This is a genomic window from Halopseudomonas xiamenensis, assembly GCF_014219065.1.
Taxonomy (GTDB): Bacteria; Pseudomonadota; Gammaproteobacteria; order Pseudomonadales; family Pseudomonadaceae; genus Halopseudomonas; species Halopseudomonas xiamenensis.
Window position 1 is genome coordinate 1 of the sequence record NZ_JACLGO010000047.1, and the last position, 17,363, is coordinate 17,363.

Here is a 17,363-nt window from a genome sequence, read left to right on the forward strand (position 1 = left end):
ATAGATGTTTAGCATCTATCCTCTGGCGCATCGCGACGCCGTAGAGGGGGAGGGAGGAGACCATCTTATCGAGCGCCCGCTCGACGACAGAGGTCTGCCAGCCACGCTGATACCGCCGGCCAGCTCGCAGGTGTAGCGCTCGAACGCGGACCGGGGCGTTACACCCCGAGGGGCAGTGTATGCGGCTGCTGCGCCTCGACGCGCAATTGCAGCTTGCCCTCGCCCAGGCGTGCTTCCAGTTGCTGGCCGGGTTGGGTTTCGTGCTGGCTGCGAATGGCCTTGCCCTGCTGGTCCAGCAAAATGCTGTAGCCGCGCCCCAGGGTTGCCAGCGGGCTGATCAGGTGCAGACTCTGAACGGCGCTTTCCAGGCGTTGCCGGCGCTGTTGCATCTGCACCTCGATAGCCCGGGGCAGGCGCTGCTGCAACTGGCCGAGGCGTTCCTGCAGCATGCCCAGCAGCCGCTCCGGGTGCTGATGCTGCAGACGAGCGCGCAGATGGGCCAGCCGCTGTTGGCGCTGCTCCAGGCGATGCCGCCAGGCGCGTTGCAGGCGCATCTCCAGCTCATCCAGCCGCTGTGCCTGCTGGGCCAGTCGCTCGCCCGGGTGGCGCAGGCGGCGGCGCAGGTTGTCCAGACGCAGGTGCTCGCGTCCCAGGCGCACCTTCATGCATTGCTGCAGCTGCCGGTGATAGCGCTGCAACTGAGCCAGCATGGCCTGGGTGTCCGGGCTGAGCAGCTCGGCGGCGGCCGAGGGCGTGGGCGCGCGCACGTCGGCGACGAAATCGCTGATCGAGACATCGGTCTCATGGCCGACGGCGCTGATGATCGGTGTGCGGCAGGCGGCCACGGCGCGGGCCACCTGCTCCTCGTTGAACGGCCACAGATCCTCCAGAGAACCACCGCCACGGGCCAGGATCAGGGCATCGAAACCGGCCCGGTCGGCGCGCTCCAGGGCTCGTACTATCTGTGGTGCGGCCTCGCGGCCCTGTACCGCGGTCGGGCTGATGACCAGCTCGATGAAGGGCGCGCGGCGGCCGAATACGCTGATGATGTCGCGCACTGCCGCGCCGCTGGGCGAGGTGATCACGCCGATACGGGTCGGGTGCGAGGGCAGCGCCCGCTTGCGCTCGGTGGCGAACAGCCCCTCGGCCTGCAGCCTGGCCTTGAGCGCTTCAAAGGCCTGGCGTAGGGCGCCATCGCCGGCTGGCTCCAGGGCATCGAGGATCATCTGGTAGTCGCCGCGCCCCTCATACAGGCTGACCCGCCCCCGGGCCCGGACCAGCAGGCCGTCGCGCAACTGCAGGCGAATGCGCGCGGCATGTTGCCGGAACAGCGCGCAGCGCACCTGGGCGCCACTGTCCTTGAGGGTGAAATACAGGTGCCCGGAGGAGGGCCGCGCCAGGTTGGACAGCTCGCCCTCCACCCAGACCCGCGGGAAGACTTCCTCCAGCAGGTTGCGTGCCCGCGCATTGAGCTGGCTCACGGTGAGCACTTCGCGTTCCGCGCCCAGTCGTTGAAAGATGGTGTCGTCGTTGTTCATGCGCGCATGGTAGCAGTTCGCAGCCGCGGGAATAATTCCCTTGTTCGATTGATTCCAATTGAGTACCGCCCGCTGGATGGGTATAATGGCGCGCTTCCATTTTTCCCGCTCGGGAGCTCCCGCTATGCTGCGTATTCGCCAAGAAGCCCTTACTTTCGATGACATTCTGCTGGTGCCCGGTTATTCCGATGTGCTGCCCAAGGACGTCTGTCTCAACACTCGCCTGACCCGCGGAATCGAGTTGAGCATGCCCCTGGTCTCGGCGGCGATGGACACCGTGACTGAAGCCCGTCTGGCCATTTCCATGGCCCAGGAAGGTGGTATCGGCATCATTCACAAGAATATGACCATCGAGCAGCAGGCCAACGAAGTACGCAAGGTCAAGAAGTTCGAGTCCGGCGTGGTCAAGGACCCGATCACCATCGAGGCCGATGCGACGGTTGCCGAGCTGTTCGAGCTGACCCACCAGAACAACATTTCCGGTGTGCCGGTGCTGTACAACGACGACCTGGTGGGTATCGTCACCTCCCGCGACATCCGTTTCGAGACCCGTATGGATGCCCGCGTGCGCGACGTGATGACCCCCAAGGAGCGCCTGGTCACGGTCAAGGAAGGTTCCTCCACCAGCGAAGTACGCAAGCTGCTGCACAAGCACCGCATCGAGCGGGTTCTGGTGGTGGATGACAATTTCCGCCTCAAGGGCATGATGACCGTCAACGACATCGAGAAGGCCAAGGCCTATCCGCTGGCCAGCAAGGACGAGCAGGGCCGTCTGCGCGTGGGCGCGGCAGTGGGCACCGGTGCGGAAACCGAGGAGCGGGTCACCGCGCTGGTCAAGGCCGGCGTCGATGTGGTCATCGTGGATACCGCACACGGTCACTCCAAGGGCGTGATCGACCGGGTACGCTGGGTCAAGCAGACCTTCCCGCAGATCCAGGTGGTGGGTGGCAACATCGCCACTGGCGCCGCCGCGCTGGCGCTGGTTGCCGCCGGTGCCGACGCGGTCAAGGTCGGGATCGGCCCGGGCTCCATCTGCACCACCCGTATCGTTGCCGGTGTCGGTGTACCGCAGATTTCCGCGATCGCCGATGTGGCCGCGGCACTCAAGGATACCGGCGTACCGCTGATCGCCGATGGTGGCATCCGCTTCTCCGGTGACCTGGCCAAGGCGATTGCCGCTGGTGCCTCGGTGGTGATGATGGGCTCCATGTTCGCCGGTACCGAAGAGGCACCAGGTGAGATCGAACTGTTCCAGGGCCGCTCCTACAAGGCCTATCGGGGCATGGGTTCGCTGGGTGCCATGGCCAATGCCGGCGGCGGTTCGGCCGACCGTTACTTCCAGGACTCCACCGGCGGTGCCGAGAAACTGGTGCCCGAGGGTATCGAAGGGCGGGTGGCCTACAAGGGTGCTCTGGCGGCGATCATCCACCAGTTGATGGGCGGCCTGCGGGCGGCCATGGGCTACACCGGCTGCGCCAGCATCGATGAAATGCGCACCAAGCCCGAGTTCGTTCGCATCACCGGTGCCGGCATGAGTGAATCGCACGTGCATGACGTGCAGATCACCAAGGAAGCGCCGAACTACCGGGTCGGCTGAGCGACCCTCTGAACAGGTGCCGGGAGCTGGAGGCTGGAAGCTGGAAGTGCAAACTTCGGGCTTCTGCTTCCAGCTTCCGGCTTTCAACTTCAAGCTCTTTCCGAAGGAAAGTCCATGTCCCATGACATTCACGCTCACCGCATCCTGATCCTGGACTTCGGTTCCCAGTACACCCAACTGATTGCCCGGCGGGTCCGGGAAATCGGCGTCTATTGCGAGATTCACGCCTGGGATATGGAGCCGGAAGCGATCCGCGCCTTCGCGCCTAGGGGCATCATCCTCGCCGGTGGCCCGGAGTCGGTCACCGAGCACGGCAGCCCGCGGGCGCCGCAACTGGTGTTCGAACTGGATGTGCCGGTACTGGGCATCTGCTACGGCATGCAGACCATGGCCACCCAGTTGGGCGGCAAGGTGCAGGGTAGCGACGAGCGCGAATTCGGCTATGCCTGCGTCGACCTGGTCGGCAAGAGCAGCTTCCTCGACGGTATCGAGGATGCGGTCGCCGACGACGGTGTGATGACCCTGGATGTATGGATGAGCCACGGTGACAAGGTCATCGAGCTGCCGGAGGGCTTCAAGGTCCTGGCCAGTACGCCGAGCTGTGCCATCGCCGCCATGGGCGACGACGCCCGGCGCTTCTATGGCGTGCAGTTCCACCCCGAGGTGACGCACACCAAGCAAGGGCTGCGTATCCTGTCGCGCTTCCTGCTCGAACTGTGTGGCTGCCAGGCACTGTGGACCCCGGCCAACATCGTCGAGGACGCCATCGCCAACGTGCGCGTCCAGGTTGGCGATGCCAAGGTACTGCTGGGGCTGTCCGGTGGCGTCGACTCCTCGGTGGTCGCCGCGCTGCTGCACCGCGCCATCGGCGACCAGCTGACCTGCGTGTTCGTCGACAACGGCCTGCTGCGTCTGCACGAAGGGGAGCAGGTGATGGCCATGTTCGCCGAGAACATGGGCGTCAAGGTGATCCGCGCCAACGCCGAAGACAAGTTCCTCTCGCGCCTGCTCGGCGTCACCGACCCGGAAGCCAAGCGCAAGATCATCGGCCGCACCTTCATCGAGGTGTTCGACGAGGAAGCCACCAAGTTGCAGGATGTCAGATTCCTCGCCCAGGGCACCATTTACCCCGACGTGATCGAATCGGCCGGCGCCAAGACCGGCAAGGCCCACGTGATCAAGTCGCACCACAACGTCGGCGGCCTGCCGGAAGACCTGGCCTTCGAGCTGGTCGAACCGCTGCGCGAGCTGTTCAAGGATGAAGTACGCAAGATCGGTCTGGAGCTGGGTCTGCCCTACGACATGGTCTACCGCCACCCGTTCCCCGGCCCGGGCCTGGGCGTGCGTATCCTCGCCGAAGTGCGCAAGGAATATGCCGACATTCTGCGCCGCGCCGATCATATCTTCATCGAGGAGCTGCGCAAGGCCGACCTGTACCACAAGACCAGCCAGGCCTTCGCCGTGTTCCTGCCGATCAAGTCGGTCGGCGTGGTCGGTGACGCCCGCCGCTACGAGTGGGTCATCGCCCTGCGCGCGGTGGAAACCATCGATTTCATGACCGCCCGCTGGGCACACCTGCCCTACGAGTTCCTGGAGCTGGTATCCAACCGGATCATCAATGAAATAAGTGGGGTGTCACGGGTTACCTACGATATCTCGAGCAAGCCGCCGGCGACCATTGAGTGGGAATGATTCCGCGTCTGGCACAGCCAGGCACCTGATGGCATGAAATGCCGCTAAGCCCGCGTAATTGCGGGCTTTTTTTTGTTTGTGTTTGGCACGATCTGGCAACGGGAGGAAGCGCCAAGCACCGTTTGAGCATGGCATTAAAGCTGGTATTATGGTTTGGCGATGCCATGATTGATGCCGATACCATGCTGCGTTCTTTTGTGTGTTCATGGTATTAATATTCTATAAGTTACTGTTTCGTAAGAAAAAATACGATAAATTCGAGATTTTTTCAGCATGGTATCGGAGACGAAGAAGGACAAGGTACATGCTGACCGATACCAAGCTGCGCAATCTCAAGCCCAGGGACAAACTCTACAAAGTGAATGACCGGGAAGGTCTCTATGTGGCAGTGACTCCAGCCGGCTCCATCTCGTTCCGTTACAACTACTCAATCAACGGTCGGCAGGAGACCATCACCTTTGGGCGTTATGGTGTCGGTGGCATCACCCTGGCCGAAGCCCGCGAGCTGTTGGGTGACGCCAAGAAGATGGTTGCGGCGGGCAAGTCGCCGGCCAAGGAGAAAGCCCGAGACAAGGCGCGGGTGAAAGATGCAGAGACGTTCGGTGCCTGGGCGGAGAAGTGGCTGCGTGGCTACCAGATGGCCGACTCCACCCGCGATATGCGCCGCTCGGTTTATGAGCGTGAGCTGAAGCCGAAATTCAGCAATCAGAAGCTGGTGGAGATCACCCACGAAGACTTGCGGGCGCTGGCTGATGCCATTGTTGAGCGAGGCGCACCGGCCACCGCCGTTCATGTGCGTGAAATCGTGTTGCAGGTATTTCGCTGGGCCATCGAGCGTGGGCAGAAGGTCGAAAACCCGGCAGAACTGGTGCGCCCAACAAGCATCGCTCGATTCGAGCCACGTGACCGAGCGTTGACGCCAGAAGAAATTGGGCTGATGTACCAGTACATGGAGCGAGTGGGCACAAGCCCAACAAACCGTGCGGCGGCCAAGCTGTTATTGCTGACGATGGTGCGCAAGAGCGAGCTGACCAATGCGACCTGGAGCGAGATCAATTTCAGCGAAGCGTTGTGGACGATTCCAAAGGAGCGGATGAAACGCCGTAACCCGCACCTGGTATTTCTGTCCCAGCAGGCTCTGGATATTTTCATTGCCATGAAAACCTTTGCCGGTGGTTCCGACTTCGTTTTGCCATCACGGTACGACTCGGATGCGCCGATGAGCGCTGCCACACTTAACCAGGTGCTGACGCTGACTTACAAGGCGGCGCAGAAAGATGGGAAGTCACTTACCAAGTTCGGACCGCATGATTTGCGGCGCACAGCCAGCACGCTGTTGCATGAGGCCGGCTACAACACCGACTGGATCGAGAAGTGCCTGGCGCACGAGCAGAAGGGCGTGAGGGCTGTCTACAACAAGGCTGAGTACCGCGAGCAGCGGGCGGCGATGTTGCAGGATTGGGCCGATATGATTGATGAGTGGACTTCGGGAGGCAGTAAGGGTTGATGTTTTTGCTATCTTTGATAGCATTGAAGTTGATGCCGTGAATTTATAAATAAGGCCGCCATTGGCATCGGGCAGGTCAATTACCGATTAGCTGCTTCGCGCAGCTACTCGATGAATAGCAACTATTCATTTGAGAGGTATTGACCCATGCAAAATATAAAGACCCTCATCAACAGGAAGAAGCTCCTGGAGATGATCCCGCTTTCGACACGAACAATTTATAACCTGGAGCAGCGAGGGGATTTTCCACGCCGTATCGCGTTAACCAGTAGAAATGTCGCCTGGGATTTGTCAGAGGTCGAAGAGTGGATTGAGGCACGTAAATCATCGGGTGATCAAGCTGCGCGACCTGGCCCTATAGAGGGCTAGTTATATGGCTCTTGATCTTATGGCGGCTTTCACGGAATTGCCGCCACCCATTGATTATGTTCTGCCTAATATGGTTGCTGGCACTGTTGGTGCTCTTGTGTCGCCTGGTGGGGCTGGTAAATCCATGTTGGCCCTTCAATTGGCTGCACAGATTGCAGGCGGGCCTGATTTACTTGAAATAGGCGAGTTTCCCACCGGGCAAGTGGTCTATCTGCCTGCTGAAGATCCACCGGCCGCTATTCACCATCGTCTGCACGCCCTTGGGGCACACCTCAGCGCAGCGGAACGGCAAGCCGTGGCTGATGGTTTGCTCATTGAACCCTTGATCGGTAAATGCCCAAACATCATGGCTGCTAGCTGGTTCGATGCTCTCAAACGAGCCGCTGAAGGTCGTCGCTTGATGATCTTGGACACTTTGCGGCGCTTCCACATTGAGGAGGAGAACGCTAGCGGGCCGATGGCGCAGGTTGTTGGGCACATGGAGGCCATAGCCGCTGATACAGGCTGCTCCATTGTGTTTCTGCACCACGCGAGTAAAAGCGCAGCCATGATGGGGTCGGGCGATCAACAGCAGGCCAGTCGTGGATCGTCCGTACTGGTTGATAACATCCGTTGGCAATCGTACCTATCCGGCATGACGCAAGGCGAGGCCGAGATACTGGGGGTCGATGATTGTCAGCGTGGGTATTTTGTCCGCTTTGGCGTCAGCAAGGCCAACTATGGCGCACCTTTTCAAGAACTCTGGTTTAGACGGCACGACGGCGGCGTGTTGAAGCCTGCTGTACTGGAGCGGCAGTGCAAGGTGAAAAGGAGACAGCGTGAAGAAGCCTAAGCATGACCTGACCCACGTCCGACATGATCCCGCGCACTGTTTGGCACCTGGCCTGTTCCGCAGCCTCAAGCGTGGCGATCGCAAACGCTGCAAGCTGGACGTGACCTACACCTTTGGCGAGGACGAATCCATGCGTTTCGTCGGATTCGAACCTCTCGGGGCCGATGATATGCGTCTTTTGCAAGGCATCGTGGCCCTTGGCGGCCCGAACGGCATCTTGCTAACCCCGGAACCGACCAGTGAGACGGGGCGACAGCTACGGCTATTCCTTGAACCCCGTTTCGAAGCCATTGAGCAAGACGGCTTGGTGGTTCGTGAGAGCCTGACCAAACTGCTCTCAGAAACGGGCATGACGGATAGCGGCGACAACATCAAGGCGCTCAAAGCCAGCCTGCTGCGCATGTCGAACGTCACCATCCTTGTGACGAAGGGACGGCGGCAAGCCGCGTTCCACCTGATGAGTCATGCTTTTGACGAGACGGACGGCAGGCTATGGGTTGCCCTGAATCCGCGTATTGCCGAAGCGATCCTGGGGCATCGTCCATATGCCCGTATCGACATGGCGGAAGTGCGGGTGCTACAGACTGATCCGGCACGGCTGATGCACCAACGGCTATGCGGCTGGATCGACCCCGGCAAATCCGGGCGCGTGGAACTGGACACGCTTTGCGGCTATGTCTGGCCAGATGAAGCCAATGCCGAAGCTATGAAAAAACGCCGTCAGACTGCCCGGAAGGCACTGGCCGAACTTGCCGCCGTGGGTTGGGTAGTGAACGAATACGCCAAGGGAAAATGGGAGATCAAGAGGCCTGGCCCCACGGCAACTGCACCCGTTTACCGTCGTAACGTTCCCTTGTTACCGTCGTAACGCTCCCCTTCTGCCGTCGTAACGTTCCCCGTCCCAATTTGGAAAACCCAGACGGTGCGCTGCTTTGCGGGCAGTTTGGGAAATCCATCCAAGATTATCTAAAGATAATCCATCATGCGCGGTGCAGCTCGCGCCTTGAGGGCGCGTTCTGACCTTGCCAATAAAGCCCTGGCGGGCTTTATCAATCGGCCATAGGCCGATGGTTTAACGCCAAGAAGAGAAGGCGGCTTCAGTGGCCGCTGAAACGCCTTGTGAGAGGGGAAAACAACCCGGAGTCCCTTATTCCATGAGCTGAAGCAGAATCTGCGTCTAACGGTGCTGGAGGGCCGCTGTGTGCACTTGTAGTTATCTGTACTGAAACCTTGGCTCGAAACGTGAAATGGCTAAGCAGTGCCCATTCGTTCGGTAAGAATAATAAGAAGATTATTATTCTTATTATTACCAAGCAGGAATGAGCCGTGTGTGTTGGACGCCCATAACCAGTAACCTGCGTGAAGGTGTCAACATCAGGAAAGGTTGCCCCTCAAGTATCAATACGTCGCCTTAGTGGTATGACGGGAGGGGAGGCAAATTTCTTGTGTTCATTGACACTTGAGGGGCGGGTTATGCCCTTCTTTTTTGGCGTCCAACTCGCCCCATCGGGGCGAATGGTTTGTGTCGATTGTTGGCATTTTAGGTTCCGATTTAAAGCCGATTGAGCAGCGATTTTGAAGCGACTATGTCGATTGCAGGCCGATTTGGTGACGATTACGGTTATGTTGCCAAGAATCGGTGTTTGTTTGACGATAAAACGCTTTACGTTCGATATGCGCTAGATTTTCAATAGTGGGTGAAATGCGGGCAGGATGGGTGAAGTTAGCTAACCGGCAAGCCGGTTATCTATCTTCACTGTCCCTTATTCGCGCCGGGGGCACTCAACGGGAATCCTGCCCTGCGGGGCTGATCGGCTACCGCCGGTTGCAAGAGTATAGGTCTTGCTATTTTTAATATCTTTGATAGCATGGTTGTCGGGTACACCAAAAGGGTATTGATATGGCAAATGTGCTTATCAGGAATTTACCCGCCGAGGTGCACCGTGCGTTGAAAGTTCGAGCAGCGCTCAACGATAGGAGCACCGACGCGGAAATACGCGAAATACTGACGGCGGCAGTACAGCCGCTAGAGCTTGAAGAGATTGGCCGGGAAGTTGGCTTGTCCGAAAGCGATAAAAAAACAGAGTAGTTTTACGTTTGTAAGTCCGGGCCTCAGCGCCAAGGGCAATACCGATCAGCTAGTGGCGTAGCTCTTCGATGAAACGTTGCCGAGAACAAGCACAACGCTTGGTCAAGGCAATGCCTTCTTTTCATCGACGGAGTACGACCATGAAGTCCAAAATTTTAGCGGCTAAAAAAACCGCTCTAGCCGTTGCACTCGCAACCGGCTTTATCACCACTACCACCGCCCCTGTGCAAGCTGGTATCCCCGTCATCGACGGCGGCAACCTGGCCCAGAACATCATGACGGCCATCGAGTCGGTGGCGCAGACGCTCAAGCAGATTGAGCAGTACCAGACCCAGTTGCAGCAGTACGAAAATCAGCTCCAGAACACGATGGCCCCAGCCGCGTATATCTGGGATCAGGCGCAGACTACGATCAACCGGCTGATTGCCGCGCAAAACACGCTGGCCTATTACGAGAACCAGCTAGGCAGCCTGGATCGTTACCTGGCCAAGTTTCAGGACGTGGCCTATTACCGCAGCTCGCCATGCTTCAACGGCAGCGGCGGATGCACGCCGGCCGAAAAGGCAGCGATGGAAGAGAACCGCCGCCTGGCGTCAGAGTCGCAAAAGAAGGCCAACGATGCCCTGTTCCAGACCGTTGCCGACCAGCAAAAGGCTTTGAAGGATGACGCCCGTACCCTGGAGCGGCTGCAAGGCGCGGCCCAGGGTGCAACTGGCCAGCTACAGGCCATCGGCTACGCCAACCAGCTCGCCAGCCAGCAGGCCAATCAGCTCTTGCAGATTCGCACCATGTTGACCGCCCAACACAACGCGGAGGCAGCCCGGATTGCAGCAGAACTCGATGCCGAGGCGCGAGGTGATGCCAGGGCCGAGCAAATGCGTACCTGGACGTTTCGCCCGAGTCCGGCAGACAACTACTAGGGAGGCGGTGAGATGAAAAAAATCTTTTTTACTACCGCGGCTACGTTGCTGTTGTTGGCTGGATGTGAACAGGAAAGGATGCCCGAACCAAATGCGGCGACGTGTGCCCCCGATGCGTTCCAGGCAGCACTGAATGAAATGCGCAGCGAAGCGAACCGAGAGGCCTTTACCGAGGAATGCAGAGCATTCCAGAAGGCCAAGCAGATGCGTCAGTGGGAGTTCAAGCCCAGCCCTAAAGATGATTATTGAGGTGGTCGCCATGAGAAAGAAAATTGCTCTAGGTGGCTTGATGATGGTCGCCACAATGGTGCTGGCTGAACCTGCAATGGCGCAGGAGCTAAGTAGCAGCGGTGTTATGAATGATGTGCTCAAGCGTTTTCATGATGCTGCCGCAACATGGGGGCCAGCTATTGAGTCCGCTGCATCGCGTTTGTTCTGGACGCTGGTTGTGATTTCGATGGTCTGGACATTCGGCATGATGGCTTTGCGCAAGGCCGACATTGGCGAGTTCTTCGCGGAGTTCGTTCGCTTCACGATCTTCACCGGCTTTTTCTGGTGGTTGCTGACGAATGCGAACCAGGGCATGAATATCGCCGGTACGATTGTTCAGTCATTGCAAACTCTGGGCGCGCAGGCGGGGGGACTTTCCAATAGCAATCTTGGGCCCTCCAGCATCCTTGATCTTGGTTTCGAGTTATACAACCGCACAGTACAGGCCACCTCGGAGCTGGGATGGCGGCAGATGGCAACTGCTCTGGTCATGGAGCTAATGGCCCTGGCTGTTTTGTTTGTCCTGGCGTTGATTGCGGTCAACCTGTTGCTGTTGCTCGCATCAGCCTGGATTCTGTTGTATGCCGGTGTGTTCTTCCTTGGCTTTGGTGGAAGTCGTTGGACTTCCGACATGGCGATCAATTACTACAAGACCGTGCTGGGCCTGGCCGCACAGCTTATGGCAATGGTGCTTCTGGTTGCGATTGGCAAAGAGTTCATCAATCACTACTACACGCAAATCAGCGAGAACATGGCATCCCAGGAACTGGCCGTGATGTTGGTTATATCGGTCATCTTGCTTTTCTTGGTCAACAAAGTTCCGCCGATGATTTCTGGTCTTGTGTCTGGTGGTGGTATTGGCGCAGCCGGTGGAATTGGAAACTTCGGTGCGGGTGCGGCAGTTGGGGCGGCGGTGACGGCGGCCAGTATGGCAACTGGCGGCGCTGCCCTGGCAGGTAAAGCGGTTATGGGTGCCGCAGCCGGTGCAGCCGGAGGTGCAAGTGCACTCCAAGCGGCTTTTCAGAAAGCATCAGCGAGTATGGAAACCGGCGGTGACATGTCCAGCATGGGGTCAGTTGTCAGCAGTGGCGGAAACGGTGGTGGTGAAGCGGGTACTGCTGGCAGTAGCCCATTCGCCCAAGCGGCTGGCTTTGGTGACAGCGGCAGTAGCTCAAGCGGTGGCGGCTTTGCCAAGGCCGCGAAGCTGGCCACAGGCACGGCCTCCGAGTTAGCCAAGGGTGTCGGCTCTCAAGTGAAGCAGGGATTCCAGGAGCGAGTGAGCGAAACCACAGGCGGAAAACTGGCTGCTTCGATACGCGAAAGCATGGAGCCGAAAGAAGCAAGCCAATCTGGCCAGTTCGAGGGCAATAGCTTGGGCGCCGATTCTGGCCCAGATAGTAACGAAGTCAGGAGTTAGCACGATGACGACATCAACATACATGGCCGCATTGGCGGCCCTGGATGAAGCGCCAAGGGAAGAAGTCAGCCAGGTATTTATTTCGCCGCTGGGTGATCAATCGACCGAGGTCGATGCAGAGACAGAAACAGCCGCTTTTGTATCACGGCCAGACCCTATGAGAGAGAGCGAAACTAAGCCGATAAGTATTGAGGTTAATGGCGGCAGGAATGAGCGGTCAGCATTCGCGGAGGCGGCGGGGCTGTACCTGTAGGCGCACCGGGCTGGCCACAACCAGCCCGGCACTTTCAATCAACACCTACTGGAGAGGTGAATTATGACAACACAACATATTATCGAACCAGGGCAAGCAGTGCATCAAGCAGCGGCTATTCTTTCTTCTTTGGAGTACATCAACCAAGCGGAAGCGCGGAGCCTTGGGCCATTGGCCGAAGCCGTCGCTAATGCTTTTATGGTGGTGTACTACCAAGCTGAAACGGGCCGGGCGACACAGGCTGATTTTCAAGAAGCAATGAACGCCTTGCGCCAAGCGTGCAGCTAATGACGAAAGGGCGGCCACTCGAACTGGCCGCCTTTTTCAATCTTCACTGTTTGGCCATTCCCGACCCACAGACGGCGCATCCATCCATTCGCGTTCCTCCGGCGGCAGCGGGTAAGCCCCGGATGCTTCCGCGTCGGCCAGTAGTTCGGCCAGTGTGTAGCGCACCCGACCAGTGGAAACGGCGCGGGCCGGGTCGGCCTTCTCATGCAGCCTGTTCTCTAGGTTCTTTGGGTCTGTCATCGGGCGACCTCAGCAAGCATGGATACTAGGTGTTCCAGGTCAGTGATCGAATGCGCCAGGAAGCGGCCGGCGCGGCAATCTGCAATCATTTCCTCAGTTTTTTCCTACTCATGTTCAACCTCGTTCGTACCAGCTCTTCGAGCGATTCACCACGCGCACGACCAGCAGCATCACCGGCACTTCGACCAGGACGCCGACCACGGTTGCCAATGCAGCGCCGGAGTGCAGACCGAACAAGCTGATGGCGGCCGCCACGGCCAGCTCGAAGAAGTTGCTGGCACCGATCAGGGCCGAAGGACAGGCGACAGAGTGCTTTTCCCCCGCCCGCTTGTTCAGCCAGTAGGCTAACCCGGAATTGAAGAACACTTGAATCAAGATCGGCACGGCTAGCATGGCGATCACTAACGGCTGCCGGATGATGGCCTCGCCCTGGAAGGCGAACAGTAGAACCAACGTCAGCAGCAGCGCGGCCATCGACCACGGCCCGATCTTCTGCATGGCCCGTTCAAAGGCGGCCTGTCCTTGCTTGAGCAGATGCCGCCGCAAGAGCTGCGCCAGGATCACCGGCACGATGATGTAGAGCACGACCGAAATCAGCAGCGTGTCCCAAGGCACCGAGATCGAGGACATGCCCAGCAGCAGGCCGACGATGGGCGCGAAGGCCACGATCATGATGGCGTCGTTCAGAGCCACTTGCGAGAGCGTGAAAAGCGGGTCGCCGTTGGTAAGGCGGCTCCACACGAACACCATTGCCGTGCAGGGCGCGGCGGCCAGCAAGATCAAGCCCGCGATGTAGCTGTCCAGTTGATCGGCCGGCAGGAACGGAGCGAACACTTGTCGGATGAACAGCCACCCCAGCAGGGCCATCGAGAATGGCTTGACGGCCCAATTCACGAACAGCGTGACGCCGATGCCGCGCCAATGCTCTTTGACCTGGTGCAGCGCCCCGAAGTCGATCTTGACCAGCATCGGGACGATCATTACCCAAATCAGCAGGCCCACCGGCAAATTGACCTGGGCCACTTCCATGCGGCCTATGGCCTGGAACACGTCAGGAAGGCCCTGGCCGAGCGCAACACCGGCGACGATGCACAGGGCCACCCACAGCGTCAGGTAACGCTCGAAGCCGCTCATCGGGGCCTGGCGCGGCTTCGCGGCGATGGCCTGTGCGCCGGCGCTCATGCTTCCTGCTCGGTCTTGCCGATGTTCGCCAGCTCGCGCTTGATGGCCGTCTGGTCAAGCATTTTGAGAGGCAGATTCACGAACAGGCGGACGCGGTTCATCATGTGCCGGAAGGTTTGTTCGAAGGCCCGGCGCTTCTCGGCGTCAGTGCCTTCGACGGCGGCCGGGTCTTCAAATCCCCAATGCGCCGAGATCGGCTGACCAGGCCACACCGGACACATTTCGCCGGCGGCGTTGTCGCAGACGGTGATGATGAAGTCCATCTTCGGTGCGTCGGGCGTGGCGTACTCGTCCCAGCTCTTGCTGCGCAGATTCTCGGTCGGGTAATTCACCGACTCCACCTTTTCGACGGCGAAGGGATTGACCTTGCCGGTTGGGTGACTGCCGGCGCTGTAGGCGCGGAAGCGCCCTTGCCCCATCGTGTTGATGAGAGCTTCGGCCATGATGCTGCGCGCCGAATTGCCGGTGCAGAGGATGAGGACGTTATAGATTCTTTCGGTCATGATGTTTCGCTTTCTGGTAGTGGCTGGGGAGCAATGGCGATGGATGAAAGATCGGTGGCCTCGTCGATGACGTGGCCGGCCGCTTTCCGTTCGGAATAGCGGTCTGTCAGTGCTTCACGGTGCGGCCGTACCAGCGCCGTGAAGCGCACCAGTTCTTCCATCACATCGGCTATTCGGTCGTAGTACGGCGAGGGCTTCATGCGGCCCGCCGCGTCGAACTCTTGGAACGCTTTGGCGATACTCGACTGGTTCGGAATGGTGAACATTCGCATCCAGCGGCCGAGCAGACGCAAGGTGTTCACGGCGTTGAAGCTCTGCGAGCCGCCGGATACCTGCATCACGGCCAGGGTGCGGCCTTGGGTCGGCCGGATGCCGGCCATTTCAAGCGGCAGATGGTCAATCTGCGCCTTCATGACACTGGTAATCTGACCGTGGCGTTCCGGGCTGCACCAGACTTGTCCCTCTGACCACTCGGACAGGGCGCGCAGCTCCTTGACGGCCGGGTGATCGTCGCTTTGCACTTGATCGGGCAACGGCAAATCGGACGGGTCGAAGATGCGTGTTTCTGCGCCAAAGAATTGCAGCAGCCGGGCCGCTTCCTCGACGGCCAGCCGTGAGAACGAGCGGGCGCGCAGCGAGCCATACAGCAGCAGGATACGCACCGGCGGGGCGTCGGGTGCCAGCCCGAGCGCCGGGCGCTCGATGGCAAAGGATTTGTCCAAAGCGGGCAAAGAATCGGGGTCGGAAAGATGGCGAAGTCTCATGCCAACACCTTCCCGGCTTCCGTGGTGCAAGACAGGTTGCACACCTGGCCGCCGCAGCAGTTTTCCGTGAGAAAGGCCACCAGGTTAGTGGCCGTCGAAAAGTTCGCCTCGTAGATCACAAATCGGCCTTCTTGCCGCGACGTGACCATGCCGGCGTGTGCCAGCTCTTTCAGGTGGAAGGATAGCGAAGACGGCGGGATGCCGGCCGCTTCGCTGATTTTTCCGGCGGCCATGCCGGCGGGGCCGGCCTGGACGAGAAGCCGGAACACCGCGAGGCGCGATTCTTGAGCGATGGCCGCCAGGGCGGCTACAGCATTTATCGTTTCCATGTTTCAATAATAGTCGAAATATGGAGTGTGCTCAATAGCTCATTTAAGCTGTAAAAATGAGCTAGGCGCATTTAGATCGATATGTGATAAATTGGCCTGCCAGTTTAAGATGGGTGCATTTGAGTATGCCCAAAGGAGCCCGCAAGTATGCGCAGGACGAAGCCAGTAGCCGCGCCGATGGTGGCGCGGGTCTATCTGCGCGTCAGCACCGACGCGCAGGACTTGGAACGCCAAGAGGCGATCACTACGGCCGCGAAGGCCGCCGGCTACTACGTCGCCGGCATCTACCGTGAGAAGGCATCCGGCGCACGCGCCGACCGGCCTGAGCTGCTGCGCATGATCGGCGACCTACAGCCCGGCGAGGTGGTCATTGCCGAGAAGATCGACCGCATCAGCCGCCTACCTTTGCCCGAGGCCGAGCGCCTGGTGGCCTCGATACAGGCCAAAGGCGCACGCCTGGCCGTCCCTGGCGTGGTCGATCTATCCGACCTGGCGGCCGAGGCCCAGGGCGTCGCCAAGATCGTGCTGGAAGCCGTGCAGATCATGCTTTTTCGCCTGGCCTTGCAGATGGCCCGCGACGACTACGAGGACAGGCGCGAACGCCAGCGCCAAGGCATTGAGTTGGCCCGCCAGGCCGGGCGGTACAAGGGCCGCCGTGCTGATCCGAAGCGCCGCGCCCAAGTTGTCGCGCTGCGCAAGTCCGGCTACAGCATCAACAAGACCGCCGAGCTGGCCGGGTACAGTGCGGCCCAGGTGAAACGGATATGGGCCGAGGTCAGCCAGGCCGAAGCGAAGCAGCACGGCGCGTTCGTGGAGGACGCATTGACGGAAGCCGATGCCCTGGCCGCTGTCGGCCAGGATGAGCGCCAGGAGGAAAGGGCATGAAGAAGCCGAACCAAGACGACGAGCCGTTTTTCATCACCGAGGAGATTGCGGCCGAAATGATCGCCGGCGGCTATGAGTTCGAGCTGCCGCCCATTCCTTGCACCATCCGCCTACGCGACGTGCTGGAGCGCATGACCGATGCTGAGCTAGCATTGCAGCCGGGCGAGATCGCCGACCAGGAGCGTGAACGCTGCCGGCGCAAGCCGTGTTCAACCTCATGATCTGGTCATGGTATTTTTCATGGCACTGAGCCTGATAGTTCTTGCAAATTGTTGTCACTAAAGGGTTTTGTGTGCTTGTTTACAATCGAGTGGGAGTGACGGGCACTGGCTGGCAATGTCTAGCAACGGCAGGCATTTCGGCTGAGGGTAAAAGAACTTTCCGCTAAGCGATAGACTGTATGTAAACACAGTATTGCAAGGACGCGGAACATGCCTCATGTGGCGGCCAGGACGGCCAGCCGGGATCGGGATACTGGTCGTTACCAGAGCCACCGACCCGAGCAAACCCTTCTCTATCAGATCGTTGACGAGTATTACCCGGCATTCGCTGCGCTTATGGCAGAGCAGGGAAAGGAATTGCCGGGCTATGTGCAACGGGAATTTGAAGAATTTCTCCAATGCGGGCGGCTGGAGCATGGCTTTCTACGGGTTCGCTGCGAGTCTTGCCACGCCGAGCACCTGGTCGC

General features: G+C 59.4%; 21 protein-coding genes. 15 read left to right on the plus strand and 6 right to left on the minus strand.

Annotated elements, in window-relative coordinates; genetic code table 11:
* Nucleotides 1-158 precede the first annotated feature (158 nt).
* Nucleotides 159-1,538, minus strand: a complete 1,380-nt coding sequence (gene xseA / locus H6X51_RS19465; RefSeq protein ID WP_185269101.1) for an exodeoxyribonuclease VII large subunit — start codon at nucleotides 1,536-1,538, stop codon at nucleotides 159-161.
* Between the two features lie 124 nt (nucleotides 1,539-1,662).
* Between xseA and guaB the strand changes: the two genes are divergently transcribed.
* From guaB to H6X51_RS19525, 12 genes are all read left to right on the plus strand, one after another.
* Nucleotides 1,663-3,135: an IMP dehydrogenase gene (gene guaB, locus H6X51_RS19470; protein ID WP_185269102.1), complete on the plus strand. Its 1,473-nt coding sequence runs from the start codon at nucleotides 1,663-1,665 to the stop codon at nucleotides 3,133-3,135.
* A 114-nt stretch (nucleotides 3,136-3,249) separates the two neighbouring features.
* Nucleotides 3,250-4,827, plus strand: a complete 1,578-nt coding sequence (guaA, locus tag H6X51_RS19475; RefSeq protein WP_185269103.1) for a glutamine-hydrolyzing GMP synthase — start codon at nucleotides 3,250-3,252, stop codon at nucleotides 4,825-4,827.
* Between the two features lie 304 nt (nucleotides 4,828-5,131).
* Nucleotides 5,132-6,334, plus strand: a complete 1,203-nt coding sequence (locus H6X51_RS19480) for a tyrosine-type recombinase/integrase (protein WP_000954590.1) — start codon at nucleotides 5,132-5,134, stop codon at nucleotides 6,332-6,334.
* Nucleotides 6,335-6,481: 147 nt separating this feature from the next.
* The gene (locus tag H6X51_RS19485; RefSeq protein WP_001179606.1) at nucleotides 6,482-6,703 is read left to right on the plus strand and encodes a helix-turn-helix transcriptional regulator; all 222 of its coding nucleotides are present in this window, start codon (nucleotides 6,482-6,484) and stop codon (nucleotides 6,701-6,703) included.
* A 4-nt stretch (nucleotides 6,704-6,707) separates the two neighbouring features.
* Nucleotides 6,708-7,535, plus strand: coding sequence for a helicase RepA family protein (locus H6X51_RS19490; protein WP_001162384.1), 828 nt, complete (start codon nucleotides 6,708-6,710; stop codon nucleotides 7,533-7,535).
* On the plus strand, nucleotides 7,522-8,403 hold the full coding sequence (gene repC, locus H6X51_RS19495; RefSeq protein WP_000743064.1) for a replication protein C, IncQ-type: 882 nt from the start codon (nucleotides 7,522-7,524) through the stop codon (nucleotides 8,401-8,403). Before H6X51_RS19490 ends, repC begins: the two co-directional genes overlap by 14 nt.
* A gap of 1,032 nt (nucleotides 8,404-9,435) precedes the next feature.
* Entirely contained in the window at nucleotides 9,436-9,624 is a 189-nt protein-coding gene (locus H6X51_RS19500) for a FitA-like ribbon-helix-helix domain-containing protein (protein ID WP_000024442.1), read from the plus strand.
* A 140-nt stretch (nucleotides 9,625-9,764) separates the two neighbouring features.
* The gene (trbJ, locus tag H6X51_RS19505; RefSeq protein WP_000836966.1) at nucleotides 9,765-10,544 is read left to right on the plus strand and encodes a P-type conjugative transfer protein TrbJ; all 780 of its coding nucleotides are present in this window, start codon (nucleotides 9,765-9,767) and stop codon (nucleotides 10,542-10,544) included.
* A 12-nt stretch (nucleotides 10,545-10,556) separates the two neighbouring features.
* Entirely contained in the window at nucleotides 10,557-10,793 is a 237-nt protein-coding gene (gene trbK, locus H6X51_RS19510) for an entry exclusion lipoprotein TrbK (RefSeq protein WP_000718002.1), read from the plus strand.
* 10 nt (nucleotides 10,794-10,803) lie between these two features.
* Nucleotides 10,804-12,231 carry a P-type conjugative transfer protein TrbL gene (gene trbL, locus H6X51_RS19515; protein ID WP_001405816.1) on the plus strand — a complete coding sequence of 476 codons (1,428 nt, stop codon included), beginning with the start codon at nucleotides 10,804-10,806 and terminating at the stop codon, nucleotides 12,229-12,231.
* Between the two features lie 4 nt (nucleotides 12,232-12,235).
* Nucleotides 12,236-12,484 carry a hypothetical protein gene (locus H6X51_RS19520; protein WP_000213809.1) on the plus strand — a complete coding sequence of 83 codons (249 nt, stop codon included), beginning with the start codon at nucleotides 12,236-12,238 and terminating at the stop codon, nucleotides 12,482-12,484.
* Between the two features lie 63 nt (nucleotides 12,485-12,547).
* Complete coding sequence (locus H6X51_RS19525) at nucleotides 12,548-12,772, plus strand: type I toxin-antitoxin system ptaRNA1 family toxin (protein WP_000211355.1); 225 nt, start codon at nucleotides 12,548-12,550, stop codon at nucleotides 12,770-12,772.
* Between the two features lie 36 nt (nucleotides 12,773-12,808).
* Here the strand turns inward: H6X51_RS19525 and H6X51_RS19530 are convergent, their stop codons facing one another.
* From H6X51_RS19530 to H6X51_RS19550, 5 genes are all read right to left on the minus strand, one after another.
* Entirely contained in the window at nucleotides 12,809-13,012 is a 204-nt protein-coding gene (locus H6X51_RS19530) for a hypothetical protein (protein ID WP_000131871.1), read from the minus strand.
* Between the two features lie 114 nt (nucleotides 13,013-13,126).
* Nucleotides 13,127-14,146, minus strand: coding sequence for an ACR3 family arsenite efflux transporter (gene arsB, locus H6X51_RS19535; RefSeq protein ID WP_005015323.1), 1,020 nt, complete (start codon nucleotides 14,144-14,146; stop codon nucleotides 13,127-13,129).
* 44 nt (nucleotides 14,147-14,190) lie between these two features.
* A complete protein-coding gene (locus H6X51_RS19540; RefSeq protein WP_000140066.1) occupies nucleotides 14,191-14,697 on the minus strand; it encodes an arsenate reductase ArsC in 507 nt (168 codons plus the stop codon).
* Entirely contained in the window at nucleotides 14,694-15,461 is a 768-nt protein-coding gene (gene arsH, locus H6X51_RS19545) for an arsenical resistance protein ArsH (protein ID WP_001239389.1), read from the minus strand. Before arsH ends, H6X51_RS19540 begins: the two co-directional genes overlap by 4 nt.
* Nucleotides 15,458-15,790, minus strand: a complete 333-nt coding sequence (locus H6X51_RS19550) for an ArsR/SmtB family transcription factor (RefSeq protein WP_000447876.1) — start codon at nucleotides 15,788-15,790, stop codon at nucleotides 15,458-15,460. The genes arsH and H6X51_RS19550 overlap by 4 nt, the downstream gene beginning before the upstream one ends.
* Before the next feature lie 147 nt (nucleotides 15,791-15,937).
* On the opposite strand from H6X51_RS19550, the gene H6X51_RS19555 reads away from it, so the two are divergent.
* The 3 genes from H6X51_RS19555 to H6X51_RS19565 all read left to right on the plus strand — a co-directional run.
* Complete coding sequence (locus tag H6X51_RS19555) at nucleotides 15,938-16,675, plus strand: recombinase family protein (protein ID WP_001366550.1); 738 nt, start codon at nucleotides 15,938-15,940, stop codon at nucleotides 16,673-16,675.
* Nucleotides 16,672-16,896, plus strand: coding sequence for a hypothetical protein (locus H6X51_RS19560; RefSeq protein WP_000743213.1), 225 nt, complete (start codon nucleotides 16,672-16,674; stop codon nucleotides 16,894-16,896). The genes H6X51_RS19555 and H6X51_RS19560 overlap by 4 nt, the downstream gene beginning before the upstream one ends.
* 210 nt (nucleotides 16,897-17,106) lie before the next feature.
* Nucleotides 17,107-17,363: transposase zinc-binding domain-containing protein (locus H6X51_RS19565; RefSeq protein WP_180118557.1), on the plus strand; the 257-nt coding region annotated here is incomplete at its 3' end.